This is a genomic window from Streptomyces sp. NPDC058231 (genome assembly GCF_042882275.1).
Lineage (GTDB): Bacteria > Actinomycetota > Actinomycetes > Streptomycetales > Streptomycetaceae > Streptomyces.
In genome coordinates this window covers 1-15,019 of record NZ_JBHVWN010000113.1, presented here as the reverse complement: position 1 = coordinate 15,019, position 15,019 = coordinate 1, and the positions used below count along the sequence as shown (strand labels likewise).

The following is a 15,019-nucleotide window of genomic DNA, read 5'->3' as shown; positions in this document are numbered from 1 at the left end:
GGTACTGCAGGGGGGACCCTGTGGGAGAGTAGGACGCCGCCGAACAATTATTCCGGGAAAGCCCCGCACCTCTGGTGCGGGGCTTTTCTGCGTTCTGACGTCTTCCGGTGCACCCCCGTGTACGTGCCGGCGATGGCTGAGGGTAAGGTCAGGGGGCATCATTGGCACGTTCTTCACAGGAGGCTCCCGGGTGGAGGTCCAGGAGACTCGGGTTCAGACGGACCGGGTCCTCACCATCCCCAACATCCTCAGCATGGCTCGCCTTGTCGGGGTACCGCTCTTCCTGTGGTTGATTCTTCGCCCCGAGTTCGGCGGGCCCAAGAGCGACGGTTGGGCCCTGCTCGTGCTGATGTTCAGCGGAGTCAGCGACTATCTCGACGGCAAACTCGCCCGCCGGTGGAACCAGATCAGTAGCCTCGGGCGACTCCTGGACCCGGCCGCCGACCGCCTCTACATCCTTTCGACCCTCGTCGGACTGACCTGGCGGGAGATCCTTCCGCTCTGGCTCACCGCGGCACTCCTGGCCCGTGAGCTGATGCTCCTCGTGATGGTGGGAATCCTCCGCCGCCACGGTTATCCGCCGCCGCAGGTGAACTTCCTGGGGAAGGCGGCCACGTTCAACTTGATGTACGCGTTCCCCTTGTTGCTGCTCAGCGACGCAAGTGGTTGGCTTGGATCGCTGGCCGCCGTTTTCGGATGGGCGTTCGCAGGATGGGGTACAACGCTCTATTGGTGGGCAGGAATCCTCTACGTGGTCCAGGTCCGCCGACTCGTCAAGGCGGATGCAGTAGCCGATTGAGCTCGTTGATGCGGTGCCGCGCAGTGTGGCCGGCCCGCCGCTGATCTCTGAGATGTTGCCTCGACGGGCGAAGTCGGCTAGACCGTCGTCTCTTCAAGGAGGACGTTTCCGACATGAAGGCCGTCGTGATGGCTGGTGGTGAAGGCACTCGCCTTCGCCCCATGACCTCAAGCATGCCCAAGCCGCTTCTGCCCGTCGCCAACCGGCCGATCATGGAGCATGTGCTACGGCTGCTCAAACGGCATGGGCTCAACGAGACCGTCGTAACCGTCCAGTTTCTCGCCTCTCTGGTCAAGAACTATTTCGGCGACGGCGAAGAGCTCGGAATGGAGCTCACCTATGCCAACGAGGAGAAACCCCTCGGCACCGCCGGCAGCGTGAAAAACGCCGAGGAAGCCCTCAAGGACGACACCTTCCTCGTCATCTCGGGCGATGCCCTCACCGACTTCGACCTCACCGATCTGATCGCCTTCCACAAGGAAAAAGGCGGACTCGTCACGGTGTGCCTCACCCGGGTTCCGAATCCTCTCGAATTCGGAATCACGATTGTCGACGAGGCGGGTCAGGTCGAACGCTTCCTGGAGAAGCCCACCTGGGGGCAGGTCTTCTCGGACACCGTCAATACCGGCATCTACGTCATGGAGCCCGAGGTCTTCGACTACGTCGAGGCCGACGTCTCGGTGGACTGGTCCGGTGATGTCTTCCCGCAGCTCATGAAGGAAGGCAAGCCCATCTACGGGTATGTCGCCGAGGGCTACTGGGAGGACGTGGGCACGCACGAGAGCTATGTGAAGGCCCAGGCCGACGTACTGGAACGCAAGGTCGACGTGGAGATCGACGGCTTCGAGATCTCACCCGGAGTCTGGGTCGCGGAGGGCGCCGAAGTCCACCCCGACGCGGTACTGAGGGGCCCCGTGTACATCGGGGACTACGCGAAGATCGAAGCCGGCGTCGAAATTCGAGAGCACACCGTCGTCGGGTCCAACGTCGTCGTCAAGACCGGGGCGTTCCTGCACAAGGCCGTCATCCACGACAACGTATACATCGGACAGCACTGCAATCTGCGCGGATGCGTCATCGGCAAGAACACCGACATCATGCGGGCGGCCCGCATCGAGGACGGCGCGGTCATCGGCGACGAGTGCCTGGTCGGTGAGGAATCGATCATCCAGGGCAATGTCCGGGTGTATCCGTTCAAGACCATCGAGGCCGGCGCCTTCGTCAACACCTCGGTGATCTGGGAGTCGCGGGGGCAGGCTCACCTCTTCGGCGCCCGAGGGGTCTCGGGAATCCTGAACGTGGAGATCACGCCGGAGCTTGCCGTCCGGCTCGCCGGTGCGTACGCGACCACGCTCAAGAAGGGGTCGACCGTCACCACGGCCCGTGACCACTCCCGCGGCGCGCGTGCGCTGAAGAGAGCTGTCATCTCCGCGCTGCAGGCCAGCGCCATCGACGTACGGGACCTGGAGAACGTACCGCTGCCCGTCGCACGACAGCAGACGGCCCGAGGCAGCGCCGGCGGCATCATGATCCGTACATCGCCCGGGGTGCCGGACTCGGTGGACATCATGTTCTTCGACGAGCGCGGAGCGGACCTCTCCCAGGCACGGCAGCGCAAGCTCGACCGCGTCTACGCCCGTCAGGAGTACCGAAGGGCCTTCCCGGGAGAGATCGGCGATCTGCACTTCCCGTCGAGCGTCTTCGACTCCTACACCGGTTCGCTGCTGCGCAATGTGGACACGACCGGTATCGCCGCAGCAGGCCTCAAAGTGGTCGTCGACGCCTCCAACGGCAGCGCGGGGCTCGTTCTGCCCAGCCTGCTCGGCCGGCTCGGCGTGGACGCACTGACGATCAACCCGGGGCTCGACGAGTCACGTCCCACCGAGTCCGCCGAGACGCGGCGCTCCGGGCTGGTGCGGCTCGGGGAGATCGTGTCCTCGGCGCGGGCGGCCTTCGGCGTGCGCTTCGACCCGGTGGGGGAACGGCTCTCGCTGGTCGACGAGCGGGGCCGGATCGTCGAGGACGACCGGGCTCTGCTGGTCATGCTCGACCTGGTCGCCGCGGAGCGGCGCAGCGGACGGGTGGCGCTGCCCGTGACGACGACGAGAGTGGCGGAGCAGGTCGCCGCGTACCACGGCACCCAGGTGGAGTGGACGACGACGTCGCCTGACGACCTGACGCGCGTGGGGCGTGAGGAAGGCGCAATCTTCGGCGGAGACGGGCTCGGCGGCTTCATCGTGCCCGAGTTCAGCAGCGTCTTCGACGGCTCGGCCGCCTTCGTACGGCTTCTCGGGCTCGTCGCACGGACACAGCTCACGCTCAGCCAGATCGATGCGCGGATTCCTCTCGCGCACGTGCTGCGCCGCGATCTGGCCACGCCCTGGGCCGTCAAGGGGCTCGTCATGCGCCGGGTGGTGGAAGCCGCCGGGGACCGCGACGTCGACACCACCGACGGAGTCCGCGTCGTGGAGGCGGACGGCCGCTGGGTGATGGTCCTGCCGGACCGGGCCGAGGCCGTCACCCATTTGTGGGCGGAGGGTCCCGACGACGCCTCGGCACAGGCGCTGCTCGACGAGTGGTCGGCGATCGTGGAGAGCGCAGGTCAGTGACCCTGCCGACGGTGCCCCGTGTGGAGTCGTGGGGCACCGTCGGGGTTGCGGGAGGGGCCATTCGGCGGTAGCTGCTGCGGCGTGCGACGATGTGCGGCATGTCGCAGCAGCCCCCCGATCGGAGTACCGCCTCACCACCCGCGCGCCCCGACGCGTCCATGTCGCTGCTGACCAATGTGATGGACCACAGCCTGGACGAGGGATATGCGGAGGCCACGGCCCGGCGCAGGGCCGACGGGAGTGCGGGCATGCCCCGCACGCTGAAGGCGAAGCTGGCTCTCGCCGCGGGCCTGGTGCTGGCCGCCGTCGTCGTCACCCTCGGGGCCGCGGAGGCCCGCGTATCGGCGCCGGTCCTCGCCAAGGAGCGCGAGGAGCTCATCGACCGTATCGACGCGGAGACTTCGGCTGCCGACAAGCTCGAGTCCGAGGTCGACAGGGCCCGTGACGACGTGAGCGAACGGCAGCGCAAGGCGCTGGAGAAGCATGGCGGGGACCAGGGCCAGCTGGTGGCGCTGCTCTCCGGGGCGACAGCGGTGAAGGGTCCCGGCGTGAAACTCGTCGTGGACGACGCCAAGAACACCGACCAGGGCGGCGGCGGACCGCGGGAGACCACCGGTTTCGCCGATACGGGACGGGTGCGCGACCGGGACATGCAGCGGGTCGTCAACGGCCTCTGGCAGTCCGGCGCGGAGGCGATCGCCATCAACGGGCAGCGGCTGACCGCCCTGTCGGCGATCCGCGCGGCGGGCGACGCCATACTGGTCGACAACAGACCGCTCGTGCCGCCGTACACGGTGCTTGCGGTGGGGAACGGGAAGCGGCTCAGCACCGCATTCGAAGACAGTGCCGACGGCCAGTACCTGCAGGCGCTGAAGGACACCTTCGAGATCCGGACGAACATGTCCGTCCAGGAACAGGTCCGTCTCCCCGCTGCGCCGAGCCTGATCGTACGAACAGCAGAGCCGAAGGCCGCAGACACCGGCAGTGGTGCGGCAGACACAGGGAAGGGCACATCGTGATCGCCGTACTGGGCCTCGTCGTGGGAGTCGTGGTCGGACTGTTGGTCCGGCCCGAGGTACCGGCGGTGGTCGAGCCCTATCTCCCGATCGCCGTCGTGGCAGCTCTCGACGCGGTCTTCGGAGGCCTGCGGGCCATGCTCGACGGAATCTTCGTCGACAAGGTCTTCGTGGTGTCGTTCCTCTCGAACGTCGTCGTGGCCGCCCTGATCGTGTTCCTGGGCGACAAGCTGGGCGTCGGAGCCCAGCTCTCCACCGGCGTGGTGGTCGTCCTCGGTATCCGGATCTTCTCCAACGCCGCGGCGATCCGCCGGCACGTCTTCCGGGCCTGAGGCCGATGAGCAACGAAGAACTTCCCCAGGGCGAGGACCGCACCGGCAAGCCGCAGGCCGACACGGAGCAGAGGCGGCTCACCGGCCGTCAGCAGCTGATCGCGGGCCTGTGGCCGCCGCGGATCACGCGGGCCCAACTCATCGTGGCGCTGCTGCTGTTCGGTCTGGGACTTGGACTGGCGATCCAGGTGCGGTCGAACAGCGACAACAGCGCGCTGCGCGGCGCCCGCCAGGAGGATCTGGTGCGCATCCTCGATGAACTCGACGACCGTACACAGCGTCTTGAGGATGAGAAGCAGCGTCTGGGCGATCAGCGTACGGAGCTGGAGAACAGTTCGGACCAGGCCGAGGAGGCACGGAAGCAGACAGTGGAGAAGGAGCGGCAGCTCGGTATCCTCGCGGGCACCGTGGCGGCCCACGGGCCCGGGATCACGCTCACGGTCGACGACCCGGGGGACGCGGTGCAGCCGGACATGCTGCTGGACGCCCTCCAGGAGCTGCGTGCGGCCGGGGCGGAGGCGATCGAGGTCAACGGGGTGAGGGTGGTGGCCAACACGTACTTCTCCGGTGACGGCGGCGCCATCAAGGTCGACGGCCGGTCCATCTCCGCGCCGTACGCCTTCAAGGTGATCGGCAAGCCGCAGGACCTCGAACCGGCGCTGAACATCCCCGGCGGGGTCGTGCAGACACTGGAGAAGGAGCAGGCCACCGTGCATGTGGCACAGGCGGACGACATCGTCGTGGACGCCTTGCGACCGGCGGAGCGGCCTGACTACGCTCGGTCGTCGTCCCAGTGAGGCGGCCGGGCACGGGGCTCGGAGGACACGAGCATGAGGTTGCGGGGGGTCGCCGCATCGTAATGGTGGCGCGTGGTGGAAACTGTCGTGTGGATACGGACGTTGTGAAGATGTCCGGGTCGGCAGGTGTGTTCATTCAGGGTTCGTCCTGCCCCACGGGCGGGTCTGTTTCGGTCAAGGGGAATCGCCCGTGAAGTTGTTTGGGAAGTTGTTCGGCAAGAGCGCTCGCGATGAGGCTGCCCGCCATCGCGCACCGCGCCATGGTCAGGCCGATGAGCAGGGCACGGAGCGCCCGCTCTTCCGCGACGAGGTGGCAGGTCCGGGCGGTGACATTTCGGGTGGAACCGGCGCGTCGTCTGTTGACCCTGCAGGTGCGGGCCGCATAGGTTTCGGGGAACCATCAACCTCAAGTACGGGTGGAGGGTCCGGGGCCATGCCGGTGTGCACGAGGTGCGGTCATCGCAACGCCGAGGCCAGTCGTTTCTGCTCCAACTGCGGTGCGCCGCTGAGGGGCGGAGTCCCCGAGCGTGCTTCGGAGACGACGTCCACCATCTCCATCTCCGGTCTGGAGGCCTACGAGGCGGAGGCGACGGGCCAGACGTCCGTGCCCTCCCTCTCACCGGAGGCGCAGGCAGCGGTCGACGCCCTGCCGCTCGGCTCGGCGCTCCTCGTGGTGCGCCGCGGTCCGAACTCCGGCAGCCGCTTCCTGCTGGACAGCGAGCTGACGACGGCCGGCCGTCACCCGCAGAGCGACATCTTCCTCGACGACGTGACGGTGTCGCGTCGGCACGTGGAGTTCCGACGGAGCCCCGACGGGAGCTTCACGGTCGGAGATGTCGGCAGCCTCAACGGTACGTACGTCAATCGTGAGCGCATCGACTCCGTCGCACTGTCCAACGGCGACGAAGTGCAGATCGGGAAGTACCGGCTGGTCTTCTACGCGAGCCAGCGGGGCATCTGACCCGTCAGGGAAGGTCCATGCTGAGAACACCGACGGGCGGTGCCGGTCACGGCACCGCCACCGCCGACGACCGGGCCATGAGCATCGGTGCGGTGCTCCTGCAGCTGCAGGACGAGTTTCCCGAAGTCACCATCTCCAAGATTCGCTTCCTGGAGGCCGAAGGGCTCGTCGAACCGCAGCGGACCCCCTCCGGCTACCGCAAGTTCCGCCCCGACGACGTCGAGCGGCTGGCGCAGGTGCTGCGGATGCAGCGGGACCACTACCTCCCGCTCAAGGTCATCCGCGAGCACCTGGACGCCCTCGCCCGCGGCGAGCAGGTGTCCCTGCCGGCCGCGGGCGGACCGAGGGACCTGCCCGAGGGTTCCTGGCCGGCTGAATCCGGCCGGGCGACCGCGGCCCGGATCGGGCGCGCGGAGCTCCTGGCGGCCGCCGAGGTCACCGAGAGTGAGCTCGACGAGTGGGAGTCCTACGGCCTCGTAGCTCAGACGGCGCAGGGCGGCTATGACGCCGAGACGGTCACCATCGCCAAACTTGTGGCGGATCTGGGTCGATTCGGTCTGGAACCGCGGCATCTGCGTGCCATGCGCGGGGCCGCGGATCGCGAGGCCGGACTGATCGAGCAGGTGGTCGCACCCCTGCGACGGCACCGGAATCCGCAGACCAGAGCCCATGCGGAGGCCACCGCGAAGGAGCTGGCGGAGCTCTCCGTACGGCTTCATTCCGCCCTGGTGCAGACAGCTCTGCAGATCCGGTTGCACTGATCTCGGGGGAGCCCGACTACCCAAACCTGCCGAGCACGTCCTAGGGTTGCTGTGTGAACGAGCTCGACGTTGTGGGTGTCCGGGTGGAAATGCCCTCCAACCAACCGATCGTGCTCCTGCGTGAAGTGGGAGGCGACCGGTACCTCCCCATTTGGATCGGTCCTGGTGAGGCGACTGCTATCGCCTTCGCCCAGCAGGGCATGGCTCCGGCCAGGCCACTGACCCATGATCTCTTCAAGGATGTGCTCGAGGCCCTGGGCCAGGAGCTCACCGAGGTCCGCATCACGGACCTCAGAGAAGGGGTCTTCTACGCGGAGCTGGTCTTCGCCGGCGGTGTCGAGGTGAGCGCGCGGCCGTCCGACGCCATAGCGCTCGCCCTGCGCACCGGCACGCCGATCTACGGCAGTGACGGGGTGCTCGACGACGCGGGGATCGCCATCCCCGATGAGCAGGAGGACGAGGTCGAGAAGTTCCGCGAGTTCCTCGACCAGATCTCGCCGGAGGATTTCGGTACCAACAGTCAGTGACCGTCCTGCGGGGCCGCCGTCAGCGCATCCGACAAGCCTTTCCCGGGAACGGGACACGTGAAACCACTCTCAGGGTGATTATCACTCGGCGTGCCGAGTGTGGCGATCGTTGACGCACCCCGGGTGACTGCCTACCTTCGAGATGGCAGGTCAAGGACGGAGGTCGGCGTGAGAAGCAGCGGCGACGGTACGGCAGCGGGTGGGCCGTACCGGCAGCACGGGAGTACAGCCGACCACACCATCAGGCAACCGGTTCAACCGGCGGCGGTGGCGGGGGACGGGGACGACGAGGCAGCGGCCGACGACATCGGCTATCGGGGGCCTACGGCGTGCGCGGCGGCGGGGATCACCTATCGGCAGCTCGACTACTGGGCGCGTACGGGGCTCGTCGAACCGAGTGTGCGCCCGGCCTACGGATCGGGCACACAGCGCCTCTACAGCTTCAGGGACGTCGTCCTGCTGAAGATCGTGAAGCGCTTCCTGGACACGGGCGTGGCCCTGCAGAACATCCGCACCACGGTCCAGCACCTGAGGGCCCGCGGATTCCAGGACCTGGAGCGGATGACGCTCATGAGCGACGGGGCGACCGTCTACGAGTGCTCCTCGCCGGACGACGTCGTGGATCTGCTCCAGGGGGGCCAGGGGGTCTTCGGCATCGCCGTCGGCGTGGTGTGGCGGGACGTCGACGCGGCCCTGTCGCAGCTGCACGGTGAGCGGGTGGACACCGGCGAGACGCTGGTCGGCAACAACCCCACCGACGAGCTGGCACGGCGGCGCAACCGCGCGGTCTGACCCGGTGCGGAGCGGGGGCGCGGCCGTTGTCAGTGCCGTAGGGCAGCATCGGTTGATGTGAGAGCCGCGCCCACCATCCTGCATCTGGACATGGATGCCTTCTACGCCTCCGCGGAGCAGGCGGCGAAGCCGAGCCTGCGCGGCAAGCCGGTGGTGGTGGGCGGTCTGGGGCCGCGCGGGGTCGTGGCCACCGCTTCGTACGAGGCCCGGCGCTTCGGGGTGCACTCGGCCATGCCGACCGCGCAGGCCCGCCGGCTGGCGCCCAATGCCGCCTATCTGGTGCCCCGATTCACCCTCTACCGGACGGTGAGCGACCAGGTGATGGGGCTGCTGGGGCAGCTTTCCCCCCTGGTGGAGCCGCTCAGCCTGGACGAGGCGTTCGTCGATCTGGAGGCCGGCGGGACGGCCGACGACACGGCCTCGGCCCGGGCCGTCGGCGAGCAGCTGCGCGACGCCATCAGAGCGGTCACCGGGCTCACCGGATCGGTCGGCCTGGCCGGCTCCAAGATGCTGGCCAAGATCGCCTCGGAGGAGGCGAAGCCGGACGGGCTCATGGTCATCGAGCCTGGCACGGAGCGGGCACTGCTCGCCCCGAAGTCCGTGCGGATCCTCCCCGGCGTCGGCCCCGCCACCGGGGATCACCTGCGGCGGGCCGGGATGACCACGGTCGACGACCTGGCCACAGCGGGCGAGGCGGAGCTCGTACGGCTGCTGGGAAAGGCGCACGGCGTGGCGCTGCACCGGATGGCCCTCGGCCACGACAACCGCCCCGTGGTCGCCGAGCGCGACGCGAAGTCGGTATCGGTCGAGGACACCTTCGACACGGATCTGCACGACCGGGTCCGGGTCAGGACGGAGGTCGAGCGGCTGGCCGACCGGTGCGTCCGGCGGCTGCGGGCCGCGGAGCGCTCAGGGCGGACCGTGGTGCTGAAGGTCCGCAGGTACGACTTCTCGACCCTCACGAGGTCCGAGACGCTGCGGGGGCCCACGGACGACCCCACGGTGGTCAGGGAGGCCGCCGCGCGGCTCCTGGAGGGCGTGGACACCACCGGAGGGGTGCGACTCCTCGGCGTGGGCGTCACGGGCCTCGCCGACTACACCCAGGAGGACCTCTTCGCCCAGGCGGCCGGCGAAAGGGCCGCCCCCGGGGAACCGGCCGGTGAGCAACCGGGCGCAGGTGATCACGAGGACGAGCCGGAACGCGCGTCGGAGCGGGAGAGCGCCGAGCAGCTCGCGGCCCGGCGCTGGCCGGCCGGACACGACGTACGGCATGCCGAGTACGGCCACGGCTGGGTGCAGGGCAGCGGGGTCGGCCGGGTGACCGTACGGTTCGAGGAACCAGGGACGCCGCCCGGTCGGGTGCGGACGTTCCGCATCGACGATCCGGCGCTGCGGCCGGCCGATCCGCTGCCGCTGGTGAGCGATCCGGCCGACTACTCGTCCTGGCCGGCCAGCCTGCCGAAGTCGCGGTCGGGTCCCGGATCGTCGGGCGGCGAGTCCAGACCGTAGTGCCGGTAGAGCTGAAGTTCCTGTTCCGGCGAGAGATGACGGCCCACGCCGAAGTCGGGCGCGTCCTTGATCAGTGCGCGGTCGAACGGGATCCGCAGCGCGTCGTCGACGAATTCACTGGGCTCCAGCGGGACGAAGGCGTCCCTGCTGAACAGTCCGGTCCGTACGGCTGCCCACTCGGGCACGCCGGTCGCGTCGTCGAGGTACACCTCGTCCACAGTGCCGATCTTGGTGCCCTTGCGGTCGAACGCCTTGCGGCCTATCAGGTTGCGCGGATCGATGTCGGTCTGCACGGTCCCTCCATTGGTCGCGGGCTACTCCACAGGCACTACAAAAGTGCAGATCCGGGCTATCGGCCACTCGAGGACGCCCGGGCAAACCCCGCTGGTAGGCTGGTCTTGGCTGCTGACCCCGTGCGGGAGAGTCTTCCGGAGATCATCCGGCAGGCGCCGAAGGAGCAAATCCTCCCCGGAATCTCTCAGGCCCCCGTACCGCACGGACGAGGTCACTCTGGAAAGCAGGGCGGGTTCATCGCGGGCATGTGCCGTGGCGGATCTCCCTCACCGACGGTGAAAGCCGGGACGCCCAGCGCGGACCGGTGAAGCTCTCAGGTTGAGATGACAGAGGGGGAGGCCGTCCGGGCACCCGCGCCGCGGTGCCCCTCGCAGGTCGTGTCAGACCAGGAGGCCTCCACCATGACCCCCCGTCGCACTCCGCTCTCTCAGCTGGAGCAGGGCATCCCGTTCGAAGAGCGCCACATCGGGCCCGATGCCGAGGCGCAGGCGAAGATGCTCGCCCACGTCGGTTACGGCTCGCTGGACGACCTCACCGCGGCCGCGGTGCCGGATGTGATCAAGAGCACGGAGGCGCTGCAGCTGCCGGCTGCCCGCACCGAGGCCGAGGTCCTGGCCGAGCTGCGCGACCTCGCCGACCGCAACCAGGTGCTCGCCCCGATGATCGGGCTGGGTTACTACGGCACGTTCACCCCTCCGGTGATCCTGCGCAACGTCATGGAGAACCCCGCCTGGTACACGGCGTACACGCCCTACCAGCCGGAGATCTCGCAGGGCCGCCTGGAGGCGCTCCTCAACTTCCAGACGATGGTCGCCGAGCTGACCGGGCTGCCCACCTCCGGCGCCTCGCTGCTCGACGAGGGCACCGCGGCCGCCGAGGCCATGGCGCTCGCGCGGCGCGTCGGGAAGGTCAAGAACGGTGTCTTCCTGGTCGACGCCGACACCCTGCCGCAGACCATTGCCGTGATCGAGACGCGCGCCGAGCCGACCGGTGTCGAGGTCGTCGTCGCCGACCTCACCGAGGGCATCCCGGCCGAGATCGCCGAGCGCGGTGTCTTCGGCCTGCTCCTGCAGTACCCGGGCGCCTCCGGCGCCGTACGCGACATCCGGCCCGTCATCGAGCAGGCCCACGAGCTCGGCGCCGTCGTCACCGTCGCCGCCGACCTGCTGGCCCTGACCCTGCTCACCTCGCCCGGCGACCTCGGCGCGGACATCGCGGTCGGTACCACGCAGCGCTTCGGTGTTCCGATGGGCTTCGGCGGACCGCACGCCGGCTTCATGGCCGTGCGCGAGAAGTTCGCCCGCAGCCTGCCGGGCCGCCTCGTCGGTGTCTCCGTCGACGTGGACGGCAACAAGGCGTACCGCCTCGCCCTGCAGACCCGTGAGCAGCACATCCGCCGGGAGAAGGCCACCAGCAACATCTGCACCGCGCAGGTGCTGCTCGCCGTCATGGCGGGGATGTACGCCGTCTACCACGGTCCGGACGGACTGCGGACGATCGCGCAGCGTACGCACCGTTACGCCTCGATCCTGGCCGAGGGCCTGCGGGCCGCCGGGATCGACGTCGAGACCGGCGCCTACTTCGACACGCTCACCGTGCGCGTCCCCGGCAGGGCCGCGGATGTGGTGGCCGGCGCCCGTGACCGCGGGGTCAACCTGCACCTGGTCGACGCCGACCGGGTCTCCCTCGCCTGCGACGAGACCACCACCCGTACCCAGCTCGCCGCCGTCTGGGCCGCCTTCGGCGCCGAGGGCGACATCGAGGCACTCGACGCCGCGGCCGCCGACGCGCTGCCCGAGTCCCTGCTGCGCACGGACGCGATCCTCACCCACCCGGTCTTCCACCAGCACCGCTCCGAGACCGCGATGCTGCGCTACCTGCGCAAGCTCGCCGACCGTGACTACGCGCTGGACCGCGGCATGATCCCGCTCGGCTCCTGCACCATGAAGCTGAACGCGACCACCGAGATGGAGTCGATCACCTGGCCCGAGTTCGGCGCGCTGCACCCGTTCGCGCCGGCCGAGCAGGCGGAGGGCTTCCTCACGCTCATCCGTGAGCTGGAGGAGCGCCTCGCCGAGGTCACCGGTTACGACGCGGTCTCCCTCCAGCCCAACGCGGGCTCCCAGGGCGAGTTCGCGGGTCTGCTGGCCGTGCGCGCGTACCACCGCGCCAACGGCGACGACCAGCGGACCATCTGCCTCATCCCGTCCTCGGCGCACGGCACCAACGCCGCGAGCGCCGTGATGGCCGGCATGAAGGTCGTCGTGGTGAAGACCGCCGACGACGGCGAGGTCGACGTCGAGGACCTCCGCGCCAAGATCGAGAAGCACCGCGACGAGCTGGCGGTGCTCATGATCACGTACCCGTCTACGCACGGTGTGTTCGAGGAGCACGTCGCCGACATCTGTGCCGAGGTGCACGACGCGGGCGGCCAGGTGTACGTCGACGGCGCCAACCTCAACGCACTGGTCGGCCTCGCCAAGCCGGGCCGGTTCGGCGGCGACGTCTCGCACCTGAACCTGCACAAGACCTTCTGCATCCCGCACGGCGGCGGTGGCCCCGGCGTCGGTCCGGTCGGCGTGCGCGCACACCTGGCGCCGTACCTCCCCAACCACCCGCTGCAGCCCGCCGCGGGCCCCGAGACGGGCGTGGGACCGATCTCGGCCGCCCCGTGGGGCTCGGCCGGCATCCTCCCGATTTCGTGGTCGTACGTACGCCTGATGGGTGGGGAGGGTCTGAAGCACGCGACGCAGGTCGCCGTGCTCGCCGCCAACTACATCGCCAAGCGTCTGGAACCGCACTACCCGATCCTGTACACCGGCCCGGCCGGTCTGGTCGCGCACGAGTGCATCGTGGACCTGCGCCCGATCTCCAAGGCGACCGGGGTCAGCGTCGACGACATCGCCAAGCGTCTGATCGACTACGGTTTCCACTCGCCGACCATGTCGTTCCCCGTGGCCGGCACGCTGATGATCGAGCCGACCGAGAGCGAGAACCTCGCGGAGCTCGACCGGTTCTGCGACACGATGATCGCCATCCGCGAAGAGGTCGAGAAGGTTGCCTCCGGGGAGTGGACCGCGGACGACAACCCGCTGACCAACGCCCCGCACACCGCCGCCATGCTCGGCGGGGAGTGGAACCACGCGTACAGCCGTGAGGTGGCCGTCTTCCCGGCCGGAGTCTCGGCCGCCGACAAGTACTGGCCGCCGGTCCGCCGGATCGACGGCGCGTTCGGCGACCGCAACCTCGTCTGCTCGTGCCCGCCGTTGGACGAGTACGACAACTGACCCATCCGGGCGCAGTGACGCGGACATGCGTCGGGGCCGGTGCGGAGATCCTCTCCGGGCCGGCCCCCGTTCGTACGGTCCGCGGTCAGGCGGCCTTGATGATCCGGCCGGTGTCGAGCGGCCGGTGCGGGGCGATGATCTGCCCGTCCGGGAGCAGCTCACCGGTGTCCTCGAAGAGCAGGACGCCGTTGCACAGCAGGCTCCAGCCCTGTTCCGGGTGGTGCGCCATGAGGCGGGCCGCTTCCCGGTCGGCTGAGTCGGCGGTCGGGCAGGGTGGCTGGTGCTGGCACATGGATGGGTTCTTTCGCTGCGTCGTAGTGAGTGTCCTGCGGCTTGATGAGGTGTTCATGGCCGCCCCCCGTATCAGTCGGTCCTGTCCCAGTGTTGCCCTACGGGAGTCGATCCGCAGGGATTTCGCGGCAGCGCATCTCCTACTCCCATGACGCATCACCCGGCCGGACGGTTCAACACAACTGCACTGTCCCTTCGGGTGGTTCAGGGGGGCCGGACCGGACTAGTCCGGACGGGGTGCGTGCGCGCCCCGCGGTTCCGTCTCCGATTGCGCCCGTGACCTGCAGTGTTGTGGGGGCGGGCCCCCCCGCCCGGGGGGGGGGGGGGGCCCCCGGCGGGGGGGGCCGCCCGGCCCAGTGGGTGAGGTGGGGTCAGGCGTTGGTGGGGGGCGTGGTGGCGGGGGCGGCCTCGTCGTCGGCGGGGTCCTCGGGGCGGGGCAGGCCGCATTCGCAGTGGGTCACGTGCCATTCCTCTTCGCCACCGCAGGTGCACGACCAGGTCGCGAAGTGCCAGGTCCACGCTCCGCCGCCGATGCTGTACAGGCCGTCGTCGTTGGGCTGGATGATCGAGGCGGCCGTCTGGGAGCCCTCGTCGAACCACTGCCAGCTGACGTGCAGGACGACCGCGCGGGGCTCGCCCTCGCGGTCGATGCCGCCGTCGATGACGTAGATGGTGTCGGTGACGTCGTGGCCGTACTCGTCGGCCGCTTCCTGCGTGCGGGCGGCGATCTTGCGGACGGTGTCGAGGGTGAAGTTCGGGAAGAGCCAGCCGTTCCAACGGTTGTTGGGGTTCAGCTTGGCGTCGTAGGGGCCGAGCATGTTGTCGATGCAGACCCGGGTGTTGATCAGGCGGGATGCGGTGGCGGCGGGCTGCTGCGGCTGGTCGGTGTCGGGCACGGTGTTCCTCCGGGCATGGAAGGGGCCGGGCGCCCGCAGGTGCGGGGCCCGGCCCGGGGGGTGGGGTTGGTGCGGGTGGGAGGGGGGGGGCGCTGGCCAGTGCGGTGATGTGCTCGCGCCCGGGCGGCGGCGGGCTGGCTGCGGCGAG

14 protein-coding genes and 1 riboswitch are annotated in these 15,019 nt (G+C 69.1%); of the genes, 11 read left to right on the top strand and 3 right to left on the bottom strand.

All coding sequences use genetic code 11. From position 1 onward, the window contains the following. Window positions 1–190 precede the first annotated feature (190 nt). The 10 genes from ACFVXE_RS37400 (at window position 191) to ACFVXE_RS37355 (ending at window position 10,103) form a co-directional block, all read left to right on the top strand. A complete protein-coding gene (locus ACFVXE_RS37400) occupies window positions 191–799 on the top strand; it encodes a CDP-alcohol phosphatidyltransferase family protein (RefSeq protein WP_389678093.1) in 609 nt (202 codons plus the stop codon). A 113-nt stretch (window positions 800–912) separates the two neighbouring features. Further along, window positions 913–3,408 (top strand): sugar phosphate nucleotidyltransferase, encoded by a 2,496-nt coding sequence (locus ACFVXE_RS37395; protein WP_389678092.1) that lies wholly within the window; start codon window positions 913–915, stop codon window positions 3,406–3,408. Between the two features lie 98 nt (window positions 3,409–3,506). Continuing rightward, entirely contained in the window at window positions 3,507–4,427 is a 921-nt protein-coding gene (locus tag ACFVXE_RS37390; protein WP_389678090.1) for a DUF881 domain-containing protein, read from the top strand. Further along, window positions 4,424–4,756 carry a small basic family protein gene (locus ACFVXE_RS37385; RefSeq protein WP_003970459.1) on the top strand — a complete coding sequence of 111 codons (333 nt, stop codon included), beginning with the start codon at window positions 4,424–4,426 and terminating at the stop codon, window positions 4,754–4,756. The genes ACFVXE_RS37390 and ACFVXE_RS37385 overlap by 4 nt, the downstream gene beginning before the upstream one ends. A gap of 5 nt (window positions 4,757–4,761) precedes the next feature. Beyond that, on the top strand, window positions 4,762–5,553 hold the full coding sequence (locus tag ACFVXE_RS37380; protein WP_389678088.1) for a DUF881 domain-containing protein: 792 nt from the start codon (window positions 4,762–4,764) through the stop codon (window positions 5,551–5,553). 148 nt (window positions 5,554–5,701) lie between these two features. Beyond that, the gene (locus tag ACFVXE_RS37375) at window positions 5,702–6,514 is read left to right on the top strand and encodes an FHA domain-containing protein (RefSeq protein ID WP_389678095.1); all 813 of its coding nucleotides are present in this window, start codon (window positions 5,702–5,704) and stop codon (window positions 6,512–6,514) included. Window positions 6,515–6,531: 17 nt separating this feature from the next. Then, window positions 6,532–7,275 carry a MerR family transcriptional regulator gene (locus ACFVXE_RS37370; protein ID WP_389678086.1) on the top strand — a complete coding sequence of 248 codons (744 nt, stop codon included), beginning with the start codon at window positions 6,532–6,534 and terminating at the stop codon, window positions 7,273–7,275. A gap of 53 nt (window positions 7,276–7,328) precedes the next feature. After that, entirely contained in the window at window positions 7,329–7,802 is a 474-nt protein-coding gene (locus ACFVXE_RS37365) for a bifunctional nuclease family protein (RefSeq protein ID WP_030921587.1), read from the top strand. A 168-nt stretch (window positions 7,803–7,970) separates the two neighbouring features. Next, entirely contained in the window at window positions 7,971–8,594 is a 624-nt protein-coding gene (locus ACFVXE_RS37360; RefSeq protein WP_389678084.1) for a MerR family transcriptional regulator, read from the top strand. A gap of 57 nt (window positions 8,595–8,651) precedes the next feature. After that, complete coding sequence (locus ACFVXE_RS37355; RefSeq protein ID WP_389678083.1) at window positions 8,652–10,103, top strand: DNA polymerase IV; 1,452 nt, start codon at window positions 8,652–8,654, stop codon at window positions 10,101–10,103. Here ACFVXE_RS37355 and ACFVXE_RS37350 read toward each other — a convergent pair. Beyond that, window positions 10,028–10,396 (bottom strand): PRC-barrel domain-containing protein, encoded by a 369-nt coding sequence (locus tag ACFVXE_RS37350; RefSeq protein WP_389678081.1) that lies wholly within the window; start codon window positions 10,394–10,396, stop codon window positions 10,028–10,030. The genes ACFVXE_RS37355 and ACFVXE_RS37350 overlap by 76 nt on opposite strands. A gap of 113 nt (window positions 10,397–10,509) precedes the next feature. After that, a riboswitch (glycine riboswitch) is annotated at window positions 10,510–10,607 on the top strand. Window positions 10,608–10,798: 191 nt separating this feature from the next. On the opposite strand from ACFVXE_RS37350, the gene gcvP reads away from it, so the two are divergent. Then, complete coding sequence (gene gcvP, locus ACFVXE_RS37345; protein WP_389678079.1) at window positions 10,799–13,684, top strand: aminomethyl-transferring glycine dehydrogenase; 2,886 nt, start codon at window positions 10,799–10,801, stop codon at window positions 13,682–13,684. Window positions 13,685–13,769: 85 nt separating this feature from the next. Here gcvP and ACFVXE_RS37340 read toward each other — a convergent pair whose 3' ends face one another. After that, complete coding sequence (locus ACFVXE_RS37340; protein WP_389678078.1) at window positions 13,770–13,976, bottom strand: DUF5999 family protein; 207 nt, start codon at window positions 13,974–13,976, stop codon at window positions 13,770–13,772. A gap of 370 nt (window positions 13,977–14,346) precedes the next feature. Next, window positions 14,347–14,871 (bottom strand): hypothetical protein, encoded by a 525-nt coding sequence (locus tag ACFVXE_RS37335; RefSeq protein ID WP_389678076.1) that lies wholly within the window; start codon window positions 14,869–14,871, stop codon window positions 14,347–14,349. Between the last annotated feature and the right edge of the window lie 148 nt (window positions 14,872–15,019).

Coding starts and splice junctions, on each gene's coding strand:
- ACFVXE_RS37380 (WP_389678088.1), top strand. CDS start 4,762: ATGAGCAACGAAGAACTTCCCCAGGGCGAGGACCGCACCGGCAAGCCG.
- gcvP (WP_389678079.1), top strand. CDS start 10,799: ATGACCCCCCGTCGCACTCCGCTCTCTCAGCTGGAGCAGGGCATCCCG.
- ACFVXE_RS37395 (WP_389678092.1), top strand. CDS start 913: ATGAAGGCCGTCGTGATGGCTGGTGGTGAAGGCACTCGCCTTCGCCCC.
- ACFVXE_RS37340 (WP_389678078.1), bottom strand. CDS start 13,976: ATGTGCCAGCACCAGCCACCCTGCCCGACCGCCGACTCAGCCGACCGG.
- ACFVXE_RS37370 (WP_389678086.1), top strand. CDS start 6,532: ATGCTGAGAACACCGACGGGCGGTGCCGGTCACGGCACCGCCACCGCC.
- ACFVXE_RS37390 (WP_389678090.1), top strand. CDS start 3,507: ATGTCGCAGCAGCCCCCCGATCGGAGTACCGCCTCACCACCCGCGCGC.